This is a genomic window from Brevibacillus sp. HB1.4B, from assembly GCF_013284285.1.
In the GTDB taxonomy this organism is placed as follows: Bacteria; Bacillota; Bacilli; order Brevibacillales; family Brevibacillaceae; genus Brevibacillus; species Brevibacillus porteri.
This window is the reverse complement of sequence record NZ_JABSUT010000004.1, coordinates 514,841-535,287: the sequence shown is the minus strand read 5'-3', so window position 1 is coordinate 535,287 and position 20,447 is coordinate 514,841. Positions and strand designations below refer to the sequence as shown.

The 20,447-nt window shown below is 46.0% G+C and carries 20 protein-coding genes and 1 pseudogene; 5 read left to right on the top strand and 16 right to left on the bottom strand.

Annotated features, from left to right (window positions below):
- Positions 1 to 182: 182 nt before the first annotated feature.
- From HP398_RS13225 to HP398_RS13195, 7 genes are all read right to left on the bottom strand, one after another.
- Positions 183 to 1,019 (bottom strand): hypothetical protein, encoded by an 837-nt coding sequence (locus HP398_RS13225; RefSeq protein WP_017250158.1) that lies wholly within the window; start codon positions 1,017 to 1,019, stop codon positions 183 to 185.
- 71 nt (positions 1,020 to 1,090) lie between these two features.
- The gene (locus HP398_RS13220; protein ID WP_173622796.1) at positions 1,091 to 3,862 is read right to left on the bottom strand and encodes a late control protein; all 2,772 of its coding nucleotides are present in this window, start codon (positions 3,860 to 3,862) and stop codon (positions 1,091 to 1,093) included.
- Between the two features lie 22 nt (positions 3,863 to 3,884).
- Positions 3,885 to 4,253: a DUF4280 domain-containing protein gene (locus tag HP398_RS13215; protein WP_173622795.1), complete on the bottom strand. Its 369-nt coding sequence runs from the start codon at positions 4,251 to 4,253 to the stop codon at positions 3,885 to 3,887.
- 38 nt (positions 4,254 to 4,291) lie between these two features.
- A complete protein-coding gene (locus HP398_RS13210) occupies positions 4,292 to 4,915 on the bottom strand; it encodes a hypothetical protein (RefSeq protein ID WP_173622794.1) in 624 nt (207 codons plus the stop codon).
- An 11-nt stretch (positions 4,916 to 4,926) separates the two neighbouring features.
- Positions 4,927 to 5,427 carry an imm11 family protein gene (locus HP398_RS13205; protein WP_173622793.1) on the bottom strand — a complete coding sequence of 167 codons (501 nt, stop codon included), beginning with the start codon at positions 5,425 to 5,427 and terminating at the stop codon, positions 4,927 to 4,929.
- A 1-nt stretch (position 5,428) separates the two neighbouring features.
- Positions 5,429 to 6,046: a hypothetical protein gene (locus HP398_RS13200; protein ID WP_173622792.1), complete on the bottom strand. Its 618-nt coding sequence runs from the start codon at positions 6,044 to 6,046 to the stop codon at positions 5,429 to 5,431.
- A gap of 18 nt (positions 6,047 to 6,064) precedes the next feature.
- Positions 6,065 to 7,537, bottom strand: a complete 1,473-nt coding sequence (locus tag HP398_RS13195; protein WP_173622791.1) for a contractile injection system protein, VgrG/Pvc8 family — start codon at positions 7,535 to 7,537, stop codon at positions 6,065 to 6,067.
- Positions 7,538 to 7,767: 230 nt separating this feature from the next.
- On the opposite strand from HP398_RS13195, the pseudogene HP398_RS13190 reads away from it, so the two are divergent.
- Positions 7,768 to 7,965: pseudogene (locus HP398_RS13190) on the top strand (YoaP domain-containing protein); the annotation flags it as partial.
- On the opposite strand, the gene HP398_RS13185 reads toward HP398_RS13190, so the two are convergent.
- The 7 genes from HP398_RS13185 to fabL form a co-directional block, all read right to left on the bottom strand.
- Positions 7,937 to 8,482: a flavodoxin family protein gene (locus HP398_RS13185; protein WP_173622790.1), complete on the bottom strand. Its 546-nt coding sequence runs from the start codon at positions 8,480 to 8,482 to the stop codon at positions 7,937 to 7,939. The pseudogene HP398_RS13190 and the gene HP398_RS13185 sit on opposite strands and share 29 nt — an antisense overlap.
- 172 nt (positions 8,483 to 8,654) lie before the next feature.
- Positions 8,655 to 9,884 (bottom strand): MFS transporter, encoded by a 1,230-nt coding sequence (locus tag HP398_RS13180; RefSeq protein WP_173622789.1) that lies wholly within the window; start codon positions 9,882 to 9,884, stop codon positions 8,655 to 8,657.
- A gap of 116 nt (positions 9,885 to 10,000) precedes the next feature.
- Positions 10,001 to 11,221 carry an MFS transporter gene (locus HP398_RS13175; RefSeq protein ID WP_017250150.1) on the bottom strand — a complete coding sequence of 407 codons (1,221 nt, stop codon included), beginning with the start codon at positions 11,219 to 11,221 and terminating at the stop codon, positions 10,001 to 10,003.
- Positions 11,222 to 11,245: 24 nt separating this feature from the next.
- Complete coding sequence (locus HP398_RS13170) at positions 11,246 to 13,027, bottom strand: ABC transporter ATP-binding protein (protein ID WP_173622788.1); 1,782 nt, start codon at positions 13,025 to 13,027, stop codon at positions 11,246 to 11,248.
- A gap of 57 nt (positions 13,028 to 13,084) precedes the next feature.
- Positions 13,085 to 13,621: a DUF402 domain-containing protein gene (locus HP398_RS13165; protein ID WP_007729805.1), complete on the bottom strand. Its 537-nt coding sequence runs from the start codon at positions 13,619 to 13,621 to the stop codon at positions 13,085 to 13,087.
- A 48-nt stretch (positions 13,622 to 13,669) separates the two neighbouring features.
- Entirely contained in the window at positions 13,670 to 14,083 is a 414-nt protein-coding gene (locus tag HP398_RS13160) for a GNAT family N-acetyltransferase (RefSeq protein WP_017250148.1), read from the bottom strand.
- Positions 14,084 to 14,194: 111 nt separating this feature from the next.
- Positions 14,195 to 14,953, bottom strand: a complete 759-nt coding sequence (gene fabL, locus HP398_RS13155; protein WP_017250147.1) for an enoyl-[acyl-carrier-protein] reductase FabL — start codon at positions 14,951 to 14,953, stop codon at positions 14,195 to 14,197.
- Positions 14,954 to 15,149: 196 nt separating this feature from the next.
- Here fabL and HP398_RS13150 point away from each other — a divergent pair, with 196 nt between their 5' ends.
- A complete protein-coding gene (locus HP398_RS13150; RefSeq protein WP_007729801.1) occupies positions 15,150 to 15,374 on the top strand; it encodes a hypothetical protein in 225 nt (74 codons plus the stop codon).
- A gap of 49 nt (positions 15,375 to 15,423) precedes the next feature.
- Here the strand turns inward: HP398_RS13150 and HP398_RS13145 are convergent, their stop codons facing one another.
- Positions 15,424 to 17,391 carry a methyl-accepting chemotaxis protein gene (locus tag HP398_RS13145; protein ID WP_173622787.1) on the bottom strand — a complete coding sequence of 656 codons (1,968 nt, stop codon included), beginning with the start codon at positions 17,389 to 17,391 and terminating at the stop codon, positions 15,424 to 15,426.
- A gap of 542 nt (positions 17,392 to 17,933) precedes the next feature.
- On the opposite strand from HP398_RS13145, the gene HP398_RS13140 reads away from it, so the two are divergent.
- From HP398_RS13140 to HP398_RS13130, 3 genes are all read left to right on the top strand, one after another.
- On the top strand, positions 17,934 to 18,086 hold the full coding sequence (locus HP398_RS13140) for a hypothetical protein (RefSeq protein ID WP_017250143.1): 153 nt from the start codon (positions 17,934 to 17,936) through the stop codon (positions 18,084 to 18,086).
- 142 nt (positions 18,087 to 18,228) lie between these two features.
- Positions 18,229 to 18,387, top strand: a complete 159-nt coding sequence (locus HP398_RS13135) for a hypothetical protein (protein WP_007729792.1) — start codon at positions 18,229 to 18,231, stop codon at positions 18,385 to 18,387.
- Between the two features lie 119 nt (positions 18,388 to 18,506).
- Positions 18,507 to 19,283: a Cof-type HAD-IIB family hydrolase gene (locus tag HP398_RS13130; protein WP_173622786.1), complete on the top strand. Its 777-nt coding sequence runs from the start codon at positions 18,507 to 18,509 to the stop codon at positions 19,281 to 19,283.
- Positions 19,284 to 19,320: 37 nt separating this feature from the next.
- Here the strand turns inward: HP398_RS13130 and mutY are convergent, their stop codons facing one another.
- Entirely contained in the window at positions 19,321 to 20,427 is a 1,107-nt protein-coding gene (gene mutY, locus HP398_RS13125; protein ID WP_173622785.1) for an A/G-specific adenine glycosylase, read from the bottom strand.
- Positions 20,428 to 20,447: the final 20 nt, after the last annotated feature.

Here is a 20,447-nt window from a genome sequence, read left to right as displayed (position 1 = left end):
ATTATATGGTACGATCCTGCTATCAACATAAACTCAATTCATAATTAATGTATGTATTACAGTTATATGATGGTTCATTCCAAATTTGGTATTTACCATAAAACCAACGCTTTCTACAATGTATGCTTCTCCCTTTTAATCCAAGAAACAGATCAAGTCGTTTGATAAGTCACTTAAATTTTCTACACCGGAAGAGTAAAGATTACTTCAAAAGGATCCTTATTTTCGAAGAAATCATCATACAATTTTCTGACTTCCATCGAATCTAAGTTTTCTCCTTGCGTATTGATTAACCTATCCAACTCTTCTAAAATACTTACTTCCTTTGATGACAATACCTTTGATTTAATAAGTGTGTCCTTCATATTAGGAAGTAAGCCTCTTGGCCAGCAATCCTCATATACGCCTCTATAAGATTCATACAAGAAAGTGATTTGGCTTATTCCCGCATATTTCCGAATGTGTGGATTCACTAACAATAAAAATTGGGCAATGATTCCAGAACGCTGACTTAAATAATATGCCTCCTGTGCTTCCTTCAGCAAGCTAGAATTGGATTCTACAGAATTAGCAAGGTAATTTATATACATTTTTGAGAGTACACTTATTACATATTCTTTCTCTAAATTCTCCTCCAACTTCTTAATTACTTCTTTTTCACTAATTCCCGCTTGTATAAACCCCATTAAACATGCTGACATCCCTTTCACATTAACAGCTTTTTCAGCTAAACATAACGCATATTCATCAAAAATTTCTTTGAGAAACTTTTCACTAACTGTATAAATATCTGAGCACTCAATAATAGTTTCTATTAAAGAAGCTCTATCATACTTATCTTCAATATGTGGAAGGAGCTCTATCATATGTTCAACAAATTCTTCTCCGTAGTATTCTAACAAGTTAGAATTATATTTTATTTGTTCAAGTAGAGCAAAAAACGTTTCATACTCTTTTGTATCATTATTTTGCGTTAAATATTTGAAGAACTCATTAATAGATTTAACTTTCTCGTCCACCAGACTTTCTCCCCTTCGCTAGTTAGTGATACTTAATTTTAACTTTTTACATGACTTTAACTCAGAAAAATTTAGTGCCATTGTACTACATTCCACTCAATACCTTCAGGAGTTTGCCTATAAATAATACGCATTACACCATTGTTTCCATATTCATCTCGTATATATACAGAGTTCCAGCCTGCGTAATTCTGCCCATTTCGTCTATTTTCAAGAACATGATCATTTAATGCCTCTAATCGTGCTCTAGCGCTTGTGTCACCACGAGCTTGGGCTGAAATATCATCAAGAATTTGATTAGCTAAATTTCTCTCATGTTTAGTTAAATGACGACTTACAGGTTTTCCTGATACACCGCCTCTTATTTGAATTTTTTGATATAAAGCATCTCTTGGATTTAGTATATTTGCATGTTTAATCCCTAATAATTTTTCAGGTGGTGTAGATTCTGTATTAGCATTACCCGTCCCCTCATTATCTCGCTTATTATTTCTATTATTCCCATGATTATTGTTATGCCCGCCACCGCCATTCCCGTCCACCGAAAAGAACATCGGCCTACCTGTATTAGGAACCAGATTGGAAAATCCTTGCATAGCAGCTAAAAAACTATTAACCATCTCTTGCATTTCTTTCAACGCATCTTCAACAGTCTTCGCCTTCGTTTTGAACTTCCCATCCAGCGTTTCCATATCTTTTTTAATAGAGTCAAAAAGTCCGAATAATGGAGTTTCATTTCCGTCGCTTCTATTGCTTCCGTTGCTTCCGTTGCTTCCATCGCTGCCGTTACCGTCTGGCGTACGATCCCTTTTTGGTCCATCTGGCGTCAGTTTGGCTGCTGTAGTCACTGTCTTCATAGCGGCTCCACCCATTCCACCTGACAGTCCACTCACGATTACCTCAGCACCTATGACATTTACTCTTCCCGTATTCCTACCTCGTTGGTAGCTTTCCTCCAGTGTTCTTTTTAGCTTTGCTTCTTTACCTCCATACTCGTCTTCCCAGTGGTGTAGCCAATTCATCCCGACCGGAATAACGTAGTCCTGCATGACGCTCTCACCGACTTTTGCACCAGCCGCTTGTATATCTTGACCGATTTCAACGAACGACTTCTCGCCCTGAAACACATCTCCTACATATTTTGCCGCACTTGTAGCTTTTTGTTCTGTTTCTTTTGCTAAGTTGTTCCCCTCGGTTAACGACTTAACCTCCGTTCCCCTGATGTTGGTGACCGTCTCACCCTCATCACTCGCTAACAATTGTACTCCCGTGTAGGCAACATCGGCAACATCTACGGCAAAGTTCCATAGCGACGACAGGGTCTCTTCAACGACTTCCCCTTCCCCTTTGGATTCCGCCGCATCGTGATCTGCGAGTCGTTTATCTACCGCGCCCTGCCAGCCTAGACTCTTCATATCTTTTTCAAACGGACTCAAGATAGGTTTAAACGAATGACTCATCTCCGCATCCAGAAGAATCTGATCGCTACTCGTGTCGTTCTCTTCTACTAATGCGATGGTATCCGTAGCTGTATCGAGATACATCCCTTCCGAACCCACCATGTAGACAGCGGCACCATTTACATTCAGTTCTCCTGACGCGTGAATGTTTACATTCGTGGTACTGTTCAGACTCACACCCCAGAGGCTACTCAGCGAGATTTCCAACGCACCTTCTTTGGCGGTCATCCTCAGTTCGGTGTCTCCCATGGTGAATTCTTTTCCTTGTGGGTTGCCAAACGATTTGACTCCCGGGTCCACCATTCGCTTATCGTTCTTCTCGGCAAAGCTTCCCTGTGGTGCATGACGGACGGAGTTGATAACCATCGCATCGTCCTCATCGGCACCTGGGAAATACAGTTTTACTTTAGAGCCGATCTCCGGCATGAGGTATAGGATTTGGTTGCCTTCCGCCCCATACGGGAACCACTGTGCCTTGCTCTTATCTTGCGTTTTATCGATAGTGAGATGGATTTTGACTTGGTTTCGTCCGATTTGAATGATTTTCCCGTCGATAGCGGCACCGATGATGGCTTTGTTATAGATCTTCTTTTGTTTCACACTTTTGCGAGTTGCGCAAACATACGTCCATCTGAATAGACCATCTACCATGCTTGCTATTCGCTTGGTAATAGCGAAGGTCTGCCCCTCTCGCAACACTTCATCCCCAAGCTCTAAAACATCGTCGTGTTCAAACGTGTAGGTTCTATATGGTGCGATGGACTGGTTAACCTCGTATGGCCTGTCTTTCAGCTTGATCTGCTTTCTTCCCTCTGGTAGACCGACCCAGAAGCGCACCTTATTCGCACTCACATCTGGTACGAGGACAGCCCCTACGTGAGAGGCAATTCGTTTTAAAAACACCCAGTCCGTCTCTTCGTACTGCATGATGTATTTGCCCTGTTTGAGATCATCGAAGGCGTTATCGATCATATCTCCACCAGGATACTTCGACACGAGCTCATCTACAATACTTGAGTACAATCGGCTCTCGTCTTGAAATGAACACATCTTCACGCTCATATCCATGGCATAGGTATGCGATACAGCTTCCACCGTCAAATAGTGGACATCACGGACAACCTTGATCTCCACATGATGTAGTCGTCCGATAAATATCGACTTCTTCTGCTTTCCTACCTTCTGACACAGCTCAATTACGTCGTGGCTGCTTGCTCTATGTATAATCTCATCTTCTTTTTCTTCGGGAACAATACCTGTAAAGCGTAATTTTGCGTGTTCGCCAGTTTGATGGACAAATTCCAACCGATCAAGTCGGATCGTTCCATAGGACCAGACAATCTGTATATCCTGGTAGGTCATGACTCCATCAGTTCCTTGCATAAACTTCTCTCCTTCAATCACATCAATCCTGCCCATCCTTTTCAATCGTAATAATCCCTTTGACAGTACAAATCAGCTCCGACTTACTGAGTAATGCTGGCTCGTTTTTTACGAGTACATCGTGCTTTCCATCCGTCCACTTGTTAGCGATCATTGGTTTACATACGTTTCCTGTGTCCCTGCAAATACCAAAACATCCAATATTGGCATCGACAACGTTATCGGCAATATTCATGACCGGTTTACCACGTGCGTATACTCCGTGGCATTGCGGTAAATTTAAAAAGCTGGTGTCTGTTCCCTCACTGCATTTTACGGTTGCCCCACGTACGACATAGGAATACTCACCGTGTGCCTTCGGAGCCAGAAGTTGAAGCAAAGGCAAAAGCATCTCCCTACTCCCCTTTCGTTGCATAACATTGCAATAACTCATACCAGTCGCATCGTTCGAATCAAGGCTCTAGCTAATGGCTGCCATACAATCACTTCGTCAGCTGCGAAATGGAAGCTACCGAGCAGCAATCTACCCTCTAGTGCAGTAACAAACAAGATTTGATAATACTTCCCGGTCTTTAGCGGTATGACAAATTCGCTACTCGCCACCTTCACATCACTGAGCTCAATCACTTCGTTATGTACGACTTGCAAGCCCGCTTGCTTTTTTTTCAACTGAATCGTCATTGTACTCAAAAATTGCTCTACATCGTCCCTCTGTATGAGGTGCGTCATATGTGTCAGACCAAACATGACTGTGCCTTTTTCATTTTTGTAAGTCATCTGATCATGCTGGTGAGTTGTATTTCCTTTTGATTCGATCCCTCTAGGAATCAGCCACATAGACGTTGGGAGATGAATCGCCATCTGCTCGTCGAAAAATAGCTTCTCTTCACAATAAATCGTTTGCCCTTCGTACTCAATGACACCAAGCTGAACTCCTGCCAGCCATTCTTCAGGTGACATTTGTGCCATCTTCTCTTCTACTTCCTTGATTTCACGTCGTTTCTGGATGTCATTCCAGGCATCCAAGATCTTCTCATCCCAGTAGACGGTCATGACTCCCTCCGTTACGCCTGCTCTACTTTTTGTAAAACGAAGCCCGTATAGCTTCTACGCAGTAAGCTTTCTGCTGCATCGAGACTCACCACGATATACGGCTCCAAAATTCCTTCAATGGCAAAAAAATGATGCGACTTTACCTTTTCGTGGTCTAACACAAGTCTCTTTACGGTTCCATTTAGATAAAACTCGCTATCCTGTGAAAGACAATCCAAGGTAGGTATTTGCATGACCCAGTACACGTTTTGTGAGCCAGATCGCTTGTCTATCAAATGGACACATTTCCACTGAATTCTCGGATTGTATTTCTCGATAATCGACTTCATCTGTTGTGACATCATAGGCACAGGCTTTTCCAGCCAGTCTGTGTACTCATTGAAGCTATGTTCAGCGACATCTAAAATCGAGACAGGCGGGAGCTGTGCGAAGCTGTCTTCATTTCGTAGACCCTGCGGTTTCACCTTTTGAGCGATTCGACTGTCATCCATGAGTTGGTAGTAATCTCTCATGTCATCCCGCCCCCTTGATTTGATCTCGTGTGGAACCATCATCGATATGCACATCTTCGCTAAAGTCTTTAAACTCCCCGACTCTGATGCGCAAACATTTCGCCTTATTTATCTCCGAATACTCTGGGAGTTTTATGGCTTCTTGGATCGCTATCCGGATCAGATCCGTCACCATTTGACTAAAACAGTCCAAACGCTTCCATACCATATGCTCCACATCCGCTGTGTGTAGAACACCGATGTACTTTTTACGCTGCTCATCTAGAAGACGAATCAACGATGAAATCTCTTGAAAAGCCCAATTGGCGTCGTATCTGGCATAGCATTCGACAGGTTCCCAATACCACTGATCTGTATAAGCCTCGATGAGGTAGGTATATGTACCTTCCAGAATAGATGTCCTCAGCATGGAGTAATGAATAAATCCAACTGGTGCTAGCTCCTCACGATCCTGCATGACTTTGATCCGACTTGCGATCTGTCGAAACGACTCCACAAACTCATCGACGAGCTGGGCTTGATGTTGATGGAAAAATAGCTGGACTGCCGCCACTCGTTCTGCCAAAGCAGGTAAAAACACCTGGTCGTGCAGATGCTGGAGTGCTTCTTCTTTCATCATGACCGTGTGTTCCTCCCATTAGTTCATTTTTATCTCTGATCCCTTGATCTCGATCTTTTCATTTAATGAAATGGTGTTTCCTTTTCCAATCAGCTCGATCTTATCGGCTTTGACGCGTAGCGTTTGCCCGATCAGATACGCCTCTTTACTAGCACTAATGCTCACATTTTTATCACTCACGATCTCGATTCCGGTATCATCGCTGATTGTGATAGACATACCGCCTGCTGATATCACGATCTTATCTGGCGCCAGCATGATCTCCTTGCCGTATTTCGTGCGGAAGGTCTTCACAGCCGGATCTTTCATCCGATCGGGACCCGCGCCCGCGCTCGGTCTTGAGCTACTTGGAGCGGAGGACTTTTGGGGAGCCGGAGATTTGGCATCTGGGTTATCTCGGAGCACCGAGCTGATGGCAATACCGTCCTCTTCCTTTTTACTCGGGAAGTAGATTCGTATCTGGTCGCCTATTTCCGGCATGACATACCAACCTGTATTGTTCTCGGACGTATAGATCGTCGAATAAGGGAACCAGTAAGCGGTACTCTCATCCTGTTGATCATCCATGTCTAGTTTGGCTCTGATATTATCTTTTTGAATCTGAAGAACGCTCCCTTGGATAGAGGCACCGATGATCGCGTTGTTATACATTTTCTTGCGCGAGAGTCCCTTATGTGGAAAGAGCTTGTAGATATGCGTCAGTATTCCTTCCTTCATTTCAGTGACGGCTTCTCCGACGACAAGCTTCTTGGACTTGAAGCTCACTTCATCACCGACTTCGAGGATCTGCGGGCTTTCCACTTCATATACCGTAAAATCTTGATCATCAATTCCTGGCACTCGGTTTTCCGCAGCGCTCTGATATTCCCCCACCCTCTTTTGTACCGTATAATGCGCGACCTCTAGCTTGCCTTTATCCTTCCCTTTGGGCAGACCGAAATAAAATTTGGGTAGATCAAAAGCCGTTGCAGGCACCAAGCCTGTATAGAATCGCGAAGCCATCCGCTTGAGAAACTGCCAGTCGGTTTCTTCATATTGCATCACAAACGTATTGATTGCCTTGCCGTTCGTGACCGAATCAATAAAATCGGCTTTCCCATATGAGGACAGCACCATTTTGACTAGCGCCGCATAAGTCATCCCTGGATTTTGGAATGAGCGTTTTCTCGGTTTGACATCCAATAAGTAGCTATGTGAAACAGCCTTCACTGTTAGGTAATAAATGCCCCTGACAGATTGGATGTTTACATTCGTCACGATGCCTTGAAACCATGGCTTCGGCTGCCCCTTCTCGTCCGTCAAAGCTATTTTGATATGCGTTTGTTCATTTGTTAGATTCACATAGCTGTCTTTCAGCTCATCTGGAATAATGCCCGTGATCGTTACCTTCGCGTGTTCGTTCATCATTTTAACCACTTTTAGTGATTGCAAATGCGTGAATTTGTAAGGTGTCACTTGAATATTTCCATAGGTTAAAACCCGATTACTCACGTAGACTCATCCCTCCGTAGATATATCCAATGTTCTATCTCCTATACCAAAATAGACCATTCTTGATAGATAAATTAATGGTAGTAGTTGTTTCGATTACCATAAATAAGCATAAAGTCCTTTTTTTATTTTCAACCTAGTGCTTTTTACCCAGTTTTTGGAAATGTCTAATTGCCCTACCTACTTGTTGACCATATCCTGTAACTACTAACACATAGGTAGCTGGGCTACAAGAAGAAGCACAAAACGCACCGACTATATGGACAACCTTTGGGGTGTTTTATAATGGAGAATTCATTACGCACGAAATATTGAGCTCAAACAAATTTGACAAATTACTAACAGAGCTTTTATTAGATGAAAAAAAAGAAAGACCGGAATTCTCTCCGGTCTTTCAGGCTATTGCTTGGCCTTCAGCCACGCATTAAAAATCTTTGCTTCCTCTACTGCCCGTTGATCTGACCATACATCACCGGGTTTGTTGCCTTCCCCGATCATATAGCCTGCAAATGGCATTCCGACGAAAGAAAAAACATAATGAAACTGCTGGATTAGTGGCAGCCCCTTTAATCTGGGCTGGTCTCCACCAGTCGTAATGACATATGCCTGCTTTTGTCCGAGAGATTCTTTGAAGGAATAACGTTTGTCACGCAAGCTCTGCGACCAGCGATCCACATAGTTTTTCATATGCCCTGACATGCCGTACCAATAGATAGGCGTAGAGAAAATCAGAAAATCATGGGCGAGTACCGCTTCTGTCACTTCATCGTAATCATCCGCGACTGCATCGAAGCCTCCCTCGTCATGCCTTTGGTCGTGAATCGGGCGAATGTTTTTTTCTCGCAGACGAATACTGGTGTGCGGTACGCCGTCCAATGCCAAATTAGTCAATTGCTCCGTGTTTCCTGCATCTCTTGAGCTTCCATGCAATACGAGAATGTTCATGTGCTCACCCATCCTTACATCTTTGTTTGCTCCTTTTATTGTATGGGGAAAGAAGGGCTTTCTCAAACCTTAAAGGGCCTAACCGATTCTTTAAACTGTCGGACGACCACCTCCAAACAAAAAAGGCTGCCTTCCCAGTAGAAAAGTCTACGGAAAGACAGCCTGTTCTGTTTTAATTTACGGAAACCCCACTCGAATGCTCCGTCTGCTTTTTTTGCAAGCGCAACGCAAAAAGGAAAGCAACGAGTAACAATCCAGCAGATACATAATAAACAGCCCGGACTCCCTGCCATTCAGCGATAGCCCCCATCACCAAGGCAGAAGCGCCAAAGACAAGTAAATCAATCGTCCCCTTCGCTGACATGACATAGGGCAGTGCTGATTCCTCAGTCTCTTGCTGCAAAAGTGTCTGCTTGCTTACATGCACCATTTCCAAAAATGGGCCCAGTGCAAAGGAAAACAGCAGTGCCACAAGAGCGTTCGTACTGCTGCCAAAACAAAAGGTAAAGAATCCGACGCCAATCGTACCGCAAATGATCCAGCGAAATAAATGGCGACGCATCCGCTCCGCATACATCAATAGCAGCGTCCCACCTGCAATGGCTCCAAGCATGTAACCGGCATTGATGTAGCCCCACCATTCTTCGCCTTGTCCAAGCACATCGAGGACAAATGGCAGCATAATCGCAGCGATCCACACACCCCCGGACAAGCCGATCACGATATCCATTGCGACCAGCAGTCGCAGTACAGGTACATCGCGAATTGTCTTCCATCCAGTGAGCCAATTTATTGTCGCCTTAGCTGCCTGTTCTTCACGCGGCTTTTCGCTTGCGGGTACAATACCTGTCATCGCGATCGTTGCCACAACATAGGCACCAACCGTTCCCCACAGAACAACACCTGCTCCCAGCCAAGAAACGAGTAATCCCCCTGCGGCCCAGCCAGCAAAATGAACGGTTTGATCCGAGGTGGCAAGCAACCCATTCGCTCGCATGAGGTCTTCTCGTCCGACCAACTGCGGTACCATGGCATTACGCGCAGGGTTTGCCCAGCCATCCATAAAGGCGATGGTTGACCCCAATCCGAACAACAGCCAGATCCACTCTCCCTGCTCTCCTACACCGCTGCTGACAGCTAATGAAGCTGCAGCCAAAAGTATCGTCTTCAAGCCTTGCGACAGCACGAGCATGCCCGTCAACGACAATCGCTGAAACACCAACGGAGCCAACAAGCTGCTCACAGACTGCGACGCTACGATGACAACCGGAATAAACGCCGTGTACATGACAGAGCCAGTTGCAGCGTAGATGATCGAAATAAACGCGACAATATAAAATACATCCCCAAGGTTGGCCAATGTCTGACCCGCCCAGAGGCAAATAAAGCGTCGATGCCACATAAAGCACACCCTCCTGTCGGTTCAGGACCAGCCTATACGTCCTGATGGAATATGAAGTTATTCACACCGACTCGCCATCACAATGGAGGTGCACCTCTTTTCGCGAAAATTACCTTTTATTCTATTCCAGAATCAGAATGCTGTACAGATTTGTTTCGGAAAAAGCTGTAGTACACCCAGCCTGCGTTAATAAACAAGAAAGCACTCGTCATGTAAAAGACTCCGCTAATACTCACATAGCCTGCCAAAAAGCCACCAATCATCGGTCCAAGCATGCTGCCGATACTGACGAAGCTGTTGTTATAGCCGTAGACGCGACTGACCATATGTACAGGTGTTGCTCGTCGCAGCAAAGCATTGACGGATGGAAGCAATCCTCCCAGCGATAATCCTAACAAAAACCGGAGCGCGACCAATTGCCATACCGTATGTACCAGACCTTGTGGAATGAAGATGATTGCGGCAGCCAAAAGCGAGAACAAGAGCACCTTTTGCGAACCAAACCGATCTCCTAAACGCCCCAGCTGTGGAGAGGCAAAGACGTTTGCTACCCCCATGCATGCCTGGACAATACCGGCCCACAGTGCTACCTTTGCCCCTTCTGATCCAACCAATTGCGAAATGTAGATCGGCAACACAGGGATAATGCTAAACAACGCAAACTGGATCATTACGGTTACAAAAAAGAGCGCCGGGAGTTCTTTGGAAGAGAAGATCATCTGAAAATCTTCCCGTAGACTCGACCGTTCCTTTTTTTCAGGTGGAACAAAATTCTCTTTCACCATAAACGTAATGACCAAGGTCGCCAGTAATAATACGCAACCAGTAATCACAAAAATCATCCGAAAGCCGATCTTCTCCGCGAGAACACCGCCAAACAGCGGTCCCATAATGGTTCCAGCCGTAATAAACGACTGAAGCAACCCTGTTGCATAGCCAATTCGTTCTTTTGGTACAGAGGATGCTACCAACGCGGTACTGGCAGGGATGATTCCCCCTACAAGTCCATTGAGTAGACGAAGGGCCAAAAGCTGCCACAGACTTCCCGCAAAACCGGTCAGTGCCATGGTAATGGACATGAAAAATCCCGAGCGCAAAATCATGATCTTGCGCCCGTGCTTATCCGCCAAATTTCCCCAAATAGGCGAGACGAGGCCCGCCGTCAAAAAGTTGGCTCCAAAAATAATCCCCGCCCAAGCCGTGACCTGATGAGGGTCTTCAATTCCGAAATCCTGCTGAATGTAAAGCGGTAAAAAAGGCATGATCATGCTCATCGCCACCATGACGAAAAACAAGGATCCGCAGAGTACATATAAATTACGGCGCCATATCTCCATCGGATTTCCTCCAATCCCATCTGCTTATCCCAGTTGCGGGTCGGATGTACTTCCTAGATCTTGCACACTCCACAGGCCATAGTATACTCCCTTTCTCGCAAGCAATTGCTCATGCGTGCCTTCCTCAACGATTTGTCCCTCTTTCATGACAATGATTTTGTCCGCATGCGTAATCGTCGAAAGTCGATGGGCCACGATGAGTGTGGTTCTTCCTTTTGCCAACCTAGACAAAGACTCCTGAATCGTGTGCTCTGATTCCAAGTCGAGTGCAGACGTCGCTTCATCCAGGATCAGAATACCCGGGTCACGCAGGAAAACACGCGCAATCGCGATTCGCTGCTTTTGTCCGCCCGAGAGCTTCACGCCACGCTCTCCCAGCTCCGTATGGTACCCATTCGGTAATTCGCTAATAAAGTCATGGGCATTTGCCGCCTTCGCAGCTTCTTGCACAGCATTGTCATCCGCATCAGGATTGCCCATTAAAATATTCACTTTTGCTGATTCACTAAACAAAATATTATCTTGCTGCACCATCCCGATGTGGTGACGCAAATTTTGCTGCTTCACATCGCGGATATCGATGCCATCAATCGTAATTTTCCCTTCTGTCACGTCCCAAAAACGCGGGAGCAAGCTAATCAGAGAAGATTTTCCGCCGCCTGACATCCCGACAATTGCAACCGTTTCGCCAGAAGAGATGTTCAGATTCACATTGTTCAAGACGAGAGGGCCTTCCTCCCGATAGCGGAAGGACACGTTCTCGAAGCGGATTTCCCCGTGAATGCGTTTGGTTGCAGGGTCGACAGGCAGCTCCCCCGCGTTTGGCTTGTCGACGATATCGTACGATTCATCGATAAACTCGAACATCCGATCCATCGAGGCAATTGCCTGTGTCAGCACCGTACTGGAATTGACCAAGCGTCGCAGCGGCGTGTACAAGCGATCCAAATAAACATAAAACGCAACCAACGTCCCTACGCTCATGCTCCCGCCAATAACTTGATAGCCAGCATAAGCAATGACCAGGAGCGGTGCGATATCCGTCACCGTATTAATTACAGCAAAAGTTCGAGCATTCCAGCGTGTTTGCGCCAGTGCCTTATCCAAAAACTGATTGTTTTCCTTTGCGAATTCCTTGCTTTCCTGCTTCTCCAAGGCAAAGCTGCGGATGAGCGCCATCCCATTGACGCGTTCGTACAAATATCCTTGCAAACGCGCCAGTGCCGCAGAACGATCCTTGGTTAATTGACGCAAGCGCTTGTAGAAAAATTTGACTGAAATACTGTACAAAGGGAAAACGACAATCGCCACAAGTGTCAGTTCCACATCCATGTAGAGCATGATCACCAGTGTCAGGATGATCGTAATCAGGTCCAACCAGAGATTCATCAATCCCGTTTCCACGAAGCTTTTGGTTGATTCCACGTCGTTAATGACGCGAGAGATGACCTCACCCGTTTTTGTATTGTTGTAGTAGCGCATCGACAGTCGTTGTAAATGAGAAAACAATTGATTGCGGATGTCAAACAAGATACGACTGGATACCCACTGTGCATAGTATTGCCGGATGTACTCAACAGGGGCGCGAACGACGGTAAATAACAAAAAGGCCCCGAGCATCAGCCAAAATAACTGTTTCAGCTTTTCCTCTTGAGGAAGCGGACTTGGCAGCAGGTCATCAATGACGTATTTGATAAGAAGCGGCAGAGCAAGTGGGATCGCAAACTTTATAATACCAATGAATATGGTGCCCAATATTTGTTTCCAATAGGGCAGGACATAAGCCAAATAGCGGCGTATGCTCAACCATCATACCTCCTTTGCAAACAAGGAAATCCCTCCCCCGGTCATTCGGGAAAGGGATTATTCCTCATCATCTCGCACTAAAAGATAACGTTCGTACCAACGTTGGACGAAACCGTTTTGAAAAGGGCCACGTCGCGCGCTTACCCAATCCAGCACCTCTCGCAATGCTGTCTGCACTCTTTCCACAACAAATGGAGGATAGTTCATCTGTTTGCTGTGCAAAAGAAACTCCTCTTCGTCGAGAATCGAGTACGTCATATCGGGAAACACTTTTACGTCGAGATCATAGTCTATGTAGCTAAGCAATTGTCCCTTCATGCTGAAGGGCGAACCAATGTTGCAATAATAATAAATACCGTCATCACGAATCATGGCAATGGTATTGAACCACTGGCCTCTACCAAATGTACAAATGGCCGGTTCACGCGTACGCCATTCCCGCCCGTCTGCTTCTGTCACCTTGACCCGATCATTTCCCCCAATCACCACCGCATCACTGGTATGAATCAACGTAGATTTGTCCCATATGCGGTGCAACGAATGGTCATGTTTATAACTTTCTATGCGGATATTGGAGCCCGGAGTTGGTGACATGACTCTCCCCTTTCTTCTCTTCTCTATTTGAATGGGGACAAGCCTCCTTTAAGAAGAGAGCTTTTTGGAAAGTGTAACATATTTTTGTACTTCATAGCCAAGTGAAAGGTAAAACGGAAGGACTTCCGGATTTGATTGATTGACCATGATCAAGACGTTATTGACACCTCGTTGCTTGAAACGCTTTTCAATTGCTTCAACGAGTTCGCGACCAATACCTGAGCCTTGCATCTCTGGAAGTACAGCCAATCGGTAGAAATAGGCACGTGCACCGTCGATCGTGCCAACCACGACCCCTACAACTCTGCCTTCCATTTCTGCAACCATTACCAGATCGCTGTCCCAAGCCAAATGCTGGGCCAAATCGTTCAATGACTCTTTGTCCGATTGGTCCAACCCCGTCTCCTGCCAAATACGTGTGATAGCCGAATAGTCACCGAGTCGAAACGGACGAATCAGCATGTGTTGCCTCCTTCGTAACCTTCTTCCTCTATTGTACAACACATGGACAACTTTGTCTTGTGTCGCAACACCACAAAGTCTCCAACTCCATACTCCAGCTTCAATAAATCATTATGTCAAAAGAGAAATACCGCCGTCTACAATCAATGTTTGTCCGCGAACCATCCACGCTTTGTCAGAGAGCAAGAATATCACCGCATTAGCCAAATCTTCCGGCTCCACAATACGTCCTGCTGGCGTACGCTCTGCTGAGCTACCGAGCAATTCTTCACGATTCGGGAAATGTTTGAGTGCATCCGTATCCACCGCTCCGCCAGAAACAGCGTTTACTACAATATTATGCGGTGCGAGCTCGACTGCCAAATAACGAGTAATCGCTTCTACAGCTGCCTTCGATACGCCAACCGCTGTATAGTTGTCAAGAACGCGAATGGACCCAAGGCTGGACAAGCTCACGATTTTTCCGCCGTTGCCGCCCTTGATCATTAGTTTTGCCGCTTCTTGCGCACAGAACAACAGCGCCTTGCTGTTAATTTCCATGGTCCAGTCCCAATGGCTTTCTTCCAGCTCCATCAGCGGACGCAGTACACCTGATGCCGCATTGTTCACAAATACATCCAAGCGACCGAATTCCTGGTCAATTTCTGCGAATAACTCTTTGATTTTTGCTACATCCCCTACATTGGCTTTGATCAGATGGACACGAGCGCCCTTTGCTTCCAGCTCTGCTGCTGCTTCTCTTGCCGCAGTGCGGTTACGCAAATAGTTCAGCACCAGGTCATAGCCCTGTTCCGCCAATTGAAGCGCAATCGCTTTTCCGATTCCTCGCGTTCCGCCAGTAACCAGTGCTACTTTTTTCGTTGTATTCATAAAAAGATTACCTCCCGATCTGACCAACTATTAATAGCAGGTACTAATAAATAAAAATCACTCATTCATTATACAACTCCACCTGCGCTTTTTCTACCTGCGGAAAAAATCCCGGCATGACTTGATCCTCTCGACTATAGCCATACTAAGCTCGCAGTATCAGGCAAACCACTACCACATAAGGAGGAATGGCAGGGTGTACATAGGTCGGGAATTGTCTGAATTAACCATGGTGCCACTGGCTGATTGGGAAATGAATGAGCTGCTTTATTACCATCACAGCTTTTCACAACTAGCAGCTTACCTCAGTGCAGAAGGAGCCTCTCTTCACGTCAAAGTCATCCATGAGCTTGAATCCCGTGGGCCTGTGAATGGAGACAGCGGGGGATGGGATCATTCCTCGTCACCTATTTACGATTAAGTAAAAAACCCGGCTGCTCGTGTATGTAAACACGGCGCCGGGCTTATTTTTAGATACGGAATTTGCCGAGCTGGTTTTGCAATTCCTCCGCGAGGTGTTCGAGAGAAACGGCTGAGGAAGCGATCTCTTCCATAGAGGCTAGCTGCTCCTGGGCAGCTGCGGATACACTTTGAGTGCCATCAGATGCTTGCAGTGTCACCTCGGAAATATGGCCGATGATCTCAACCACTTGCTGTGCCCTTGTGGAGAAATCACGCGTCGCTTCAGATACCTGACCGATTTTCTCTGCCACTTCATTGACGGCTGATTGAATTTGTTCGAAGGACTGGCCAGCTTCGTTCACTTTTTCAATACCTTCCGTTACTTCATGCTTACTCTGATCCATAACGATCACAGCATGGTTTGTCTCAGCTTGAATCGCGGTAATCAGCTGACTAATTTGTTGTGCCGAGCTTGCGGATTGCTCTGCCAGCTTGCGTACCTCATCAGCCACCACAGCAAAGCCTCGTCCATACTCCCCTGCTCGAGCCGCTTCGATTGCTGCATTAAGTGCGAGCAGGTTGGTTTGATTAGCGATGGCAGTAATCACATCCACGATGTTTCCAATTTCTTGGGAACGCGTCCCCAGATTATCCACGACTTTTGCCAGACCGTGAATCGATTCGCTAGATGCGTTTATTTGCAACACAGCCGATTGAATGGCTTTGTTTCCGGCCACTGCCAAGTCCGACGAATCCTGGGCTGCGGTGAATACATTTTGTGTATGCTCTACAATCTGACCGATTCTTGCTGACATTTGTTCGACTGCTGCGTTCCCCTCCTGCGTATGGGAGACTTGCTGCTCGGTTCCCTCCGCCATTTCTTGCATGGTCTCTGCGATCTGTTCTGTCGCTTTGCTTGTCTGATCCGCACTGGCAGCGAGCTGCTCTGCCGAAGAAGCCAGCTGCTGAACAGAATCATTCACAGAATGGAGCAAGGAACGAAGAGATTCCGCCATATGATTGAAGGCTTTGCCCAACGTACCCAACTCATCGTCACTCCGTATAGCTACTTGTTGTGTCACATCGCCTTGGCTCATTTTTTCCGCTGCTTCTGTCAACATACGCAAAGGACGGAGTAAGGAGCGCAAAATCACGTAAATGGCTCCGCCAGCTACCACCAGCGCAGCAATGATAATCACGAGCATCGTGTAAAAAATCGGACTTGCTGCTTCTGCTGCTTCACTTTCATACATCACGCCTATAAGCTTCCAGCCCGTATTTTCGTTCGTAGTAAACACGGCTTGGACGGGATTTCCTTCGTGCTGAAATTGTAAACGACCTGACTCTTCTGCATATACTGTATCCGTCCAAGACGCTGCAACCTCAACGCCAGACTCTCCATTTGGATTGACCAGCATTTTTCGGTTTTTATCCAAAATCGCCATATATCCTTGGGTACCGATTTTCGCTTGCTTGACCGTCGCGTCCAGCGCTGTCAGTTGAATATCAATTCCAAGTACACCAGATTTATCAGGCAAGGACATCGCGATTCCCAACACAACTTTTCCGGTTATGGCATCAATGTATGGGTCCACAATGACGCTCTTTCCTGGTTGCTTCATGGCGGCTATGTACCAATCCCTCTTTCTTGGGTCGAATCCGTCGGGAAGCTTGGAATCAGTCGCAGTCAACATGCCACCATTCTCATCCCCGATATACGCTTCACTCACTTCTGGGTTCATCGCGAGAAAACGCTGCAATTGCTTTTTCGTTTCCATTTTGGTCTCTTCCAAGATGTCATGGCGTACAATATCAGAAGCAATCCATTCCACATTCCTCGATTGCTCCAGCAGTGTGTGGTTCAAAAGCGCATCTATCAACCGAACGTTTTCAGAGGCAGTCGTAAGCAATTCATCAGACAACTCTGCCTTGGCACTCTGATAAGAGAGCAACCCGAGCAAAAGCATGGGGATCACTAAAATTGTGGAAAATGTAGCGATCAGCTTGGATTTTACAGTGAGTCTGGGGGTTTTCATTCGCTAGCATCACCTTTCTGCGTGTCATGATTGTCCTATATTGATACCCGCTATATGCCTAATGGTAAACCTTCATTTGCCCACTAAACTGCACATTCGTTTATTATTTATTATTTTTTATTATATTCAGAATATACTTTCTTCTAGAAATAGGTAAAAAATCGCTTTACAACAAGAAAAAAATGCCATATTCTAAGAGTACGTTCCACACACTACTACTACCACTACTACTACGGAAAGAAAGGAGGCAGCACCATGATGATGATAGCAATGAATCCAAATCCAGCTCTTATTGATCGTCTTGTGGATGTTTTAACTGAATATAGCAGCGCCTCCTGGGTCGACGAATTCCAGTAGTATTCGTACTCTTCAACATTTCCATTTCGTCTATTACCGACCACAGGCGTTGTTGCTTGTGGTCTTTCTATGCCCTTCAAAACGGCATGTCCGTTTGTTGATGCCAGAAGACCGCAGGCTTTCGCCCGTGGTCTTTTTCTTTCTCTTCAATTAACATTTTCCACCTTGAAAGGGGGTGATTGGTAATGGTACTGAACTTTTTGCTTTTCACAGTCAAGATTGAACGCAATAAGGAACAAGCGGAGACACTTTTCGCAGAATCTGCTCGCTGTCGCTATCTCGAAGAACGCGCCGAAGAACATGCTTTTCAAGCAGCACAATTTGTGAGCCGTATTTAATGGACGAAACACGATTACTTGACTACAGGAGGGATTTTAGTATGAAAAACAAACAACGGCGTCAGATGATGAGGTTTACGGGAGTCAAAGCGATAGATGGTAGCTGACTGCACCAAACTAACGGGATGGGAGGGATACACTCATGTACATTCCAATGATTTTCTTCACAATCATAATTGAGAAACGGAAATTGACACCGAAGCAAATTGAAGCAAAATACATGCAACAGCAAGCGCTGAAACGCATCGAAGAACAAAAGCATCAGATCGTCACACAATTTCCAGAGTTTTTGATTCGATAAAAAGAAACGGTTTTACAAAGATCATGTCTGCGGGGGCATGATCTTTTTATTTTCCACTGCTCTTCCCCTCTCTCGAAGCTTTATAATGGATTCAAAAGAGAAAAGTGGGGAGTGAAATCATGGAGTATCAAATCGTCTTTATAGACATTGATGGAACACTCGTCAATGAAGAGAAAATCATACCACCGGATACATTCGAAGCCATTCAAGAGCTACAAAGAAACAAGATCGAGGTCGTCTTAGCAACAGGCAGAGCTCATTATTATTTTGACGAGCTTGCCCAGCAGTGCGGCATCGATTCGTATATCAGTTGCAATGGCGCATATGTCGTCTATCAAGGAAAAACCATTTATGATCGCCCCATCCCGACCACAACACTCGATCAATTGCAGCAGATCGCAGACCAGCACGACCATCCCATCGTGTTTCAAGGCAGTACGGCGGGCTTTTCTACTCATAAGCAGCATCCTTATTTGGATTGGACCTTTCAGCAATTGAAGCTTGATTCCCCTGATCACAATGCAGACTTCGCCCATTCTGAAAATATTTATCAGGCGCTGTTGTTTACACCAGAAGCGCACGAACAACAGTACAGAGAAGCGATTCCGGCTCTCTCGTTTATACGCTGGCATGAGTATTGTATGGATGTTTTTGCGAAAGGCGGTTCAAAAGCCCTCGGTATTGAAGCCCTCCTCTCGCATATCGGGCTTGCGCCAAGTAAGGCGGTTGCTTTTGGAGACGGTCTGAATGACAAAGAAATGCTGTCTTATGTCGGGATGGGAATCGCGATGGGCAATGCGCATGAAGCTTTGTTGCCGCATGCCAATTACGTAACACGGCACGTCGATGATGGCGGGATATCTCACGGCTTGCGTCACATCGGTCTGATGAAATAAAAGCTGCCGAGAAATGCTCGACAGCTTTGCCTAATCGTTATTTTTGTCCCAACAGCTCGCGAATTTTTTGATGCGCCATCGGGATGGTGTAAGCATCTAATTCCTCCCAAGCTGCGTATCTTGCATGAGCGGGGAGCTCTTCCCCTTCGATCCAGTCACAGGACCATACTTGCATGTTCCACTGCAAATGGGAGAAGACGTGCTGAACCGTACCGAGTGGCTGCATGACTTCTACATCAATTCCGAATCGTTCACGCAAACCAACTGCAAGTGCCTCCTGCTTGGCAGCATCATTTTCCTGTTCGGTTTCAACAGTAGGGAATTCCCACATGCCGGCGAGAAGCCCCTGATCGGGACGCTTGTTCATCAATACTTTGCCGTCGCGAATGATAATGCCTACTTGCAGGTCAACAGGACGTGGAGGTTTGGCTTTGCCTTTGACCGGCAGCTCTTCTGCCACTCCCTCCTGACGGGCCATACAGTAGTCAAACACCGGACAGGTCAAGCATTGCGGAGTGCGCGGCACACAGACCATCGCTCCCAGCTCCATTAAAGCCTGATTGAAATCACCAGCTCTCCCCGCTGGAATGACCTGGCGTACGAGATGCTCGATTTTGATTCTCGTGGCAGGCTTGGCGATGTCGTCCGTTAAATACAGCAGACGTGAAAAGACACGCATAACATTTCCATCCACAGCCGGCTCCGCCTTTTCATAGGCAATGCTAAGAATGGCACCTGCTGTATACGGACCGACACCTTTTAGTGTAGCGATCTCTTCTGGTGTATCCGGCACAACTCCTCCATAGCGAACCGTTACCTCGCGGGCTGCGGCTTGAAGATTGCGCGCGCGGGAATAATAACCGAGCCCTTCCCACGCTTTTAAGACATCATCCTCGGGCGCTTTCGCTAAATCACTCACCGTCGGAAATTTCTCCATGAAATTCGCATAATAAGGTTTAACGGTCTCTACGCGTGTTTGCTGAAGCATGATCTCCGATACCCAGATTCGATATGGGTCTTTGTTGATCCGCCAAGGCAAATCCCGCTTTTGTGAGTCGTACCAGGCCAGCAAATCTTGGGCAAAGCCAAACACATGAAATTGTTCAGGAAGGGTATATTTCAAGCTTTCTTTTTTTCTTGCCATTTGCGTTTATTCTACTCCTT

Bases quoted from the DNA above. Each gene is read 5' to 3' on its own strand.
- HP398_RS13220 (WP_173622796.1), bottom strand. From the start codon at position 3,862: ATGCAAGGAACTGATGGAGTCATGACCTACCAGGATATACAGATTGTC.
- HP398_RS13215 (WP_173622795.1), bottom strand. From the start codon at position 4,253: ATGCTTTTGCCTTTGCTTCAACTTCTGGCTCCGAAGGCACACGGTGAG.
- HP398_RS13210 (WP_173622794.1), bottom strand. From the start codon at position 4,915: ATGACCGTCTACTGGGATGAGAAGATCTTGGATGCCTGGAATGACATC.
- HP398_RS13205 (WP_173622793.1), bottom strand. From the start codon at position 5,427: ATGAGAGATTACTACCAACTCATGGATGACAGTCGAATCGCTCAAAAG.
- HP398_RS13200 (WP_173622792.1), bottom strand. From the start codon at position 6,046: ATGATGAAAGAAGAAGCACTCCAGCATCTGCACGACCAGGTGTTTTTA.
- HP398_RS13185 (WP_173622790.1), bottom strand. From the start codon at position 8,482: ATGAACATTCTCGTATTGCATGGAAGCTCAAGAGATGCAGGAAACACG.
- HP398_RS13180 (WP_173622789.1), bottom strand. From the start codon at position 9,884: ATGTGGCATCGACGCTTTATTTGCCTCTGGGCGGGTCAGACATTGGCC.
- HP398_RS13175 (WP_017250150.1), bottom strand. From the start codon at position 11,221: ATGGAGATATGGCGCCGTAATTTATATGTACTCTGCGGATCCTTGTTT.
- HP398_RS13165 (WP_007729805.1), bottom strand. From the start codon at position 13,621: ATGTCACCAACTCCGGGCTCCAATATCCGCATAGAAAGTTATAAACAT.
- HP398_RS13160 (WP_017250148.1), bottom strand. From the start codon at position 14,083: ATGCTGATTCGTCCGTTTCGACTCGGTGACTATTCGGCTATCACACGT.
- fabL (WP_017250147.1), bottom strand. From the start codon at position 14,953: ATGAATACAACGAAAAAAGTAGCACTGGTTACTGGCGGAACGCGAGGA.
- HP398_RS13145 (WP_173622787.1), bottom strand. From the start codon at position 17,391: ATGAAAACCCCCAGACTCACTGTAAAATCCAAGCTGATCGCTACATTT.
- HP398_RS13140 (WP_017250143.1), top strand. From the start codon at position 17,934: ATGGTACTGAACTTTTTGCTTTTCACAGTCAAGATTGAACGCAATAAG.
- HP398_RS13135 (WP_007729792.1), top strand. From the start codon at position 18,229: ATGTACATTCCAATGATTTTCTTCACAATCATAATTGAGAAACGGAAA.
- HP398_RS13130 (WP_173622786.1), top strand. From the start codon at position 18,507: ATGGAGTATCAAATCGTCTTTATAGACATTGATGGAACACTCGTCAAT.
- mutY (WP_173622785.1), bottom strand. From the start codon at position 20,427: ATGGCAAGAAAAAAAGAAAGCTTGAAATATACCCTTCCTGAACAATTT.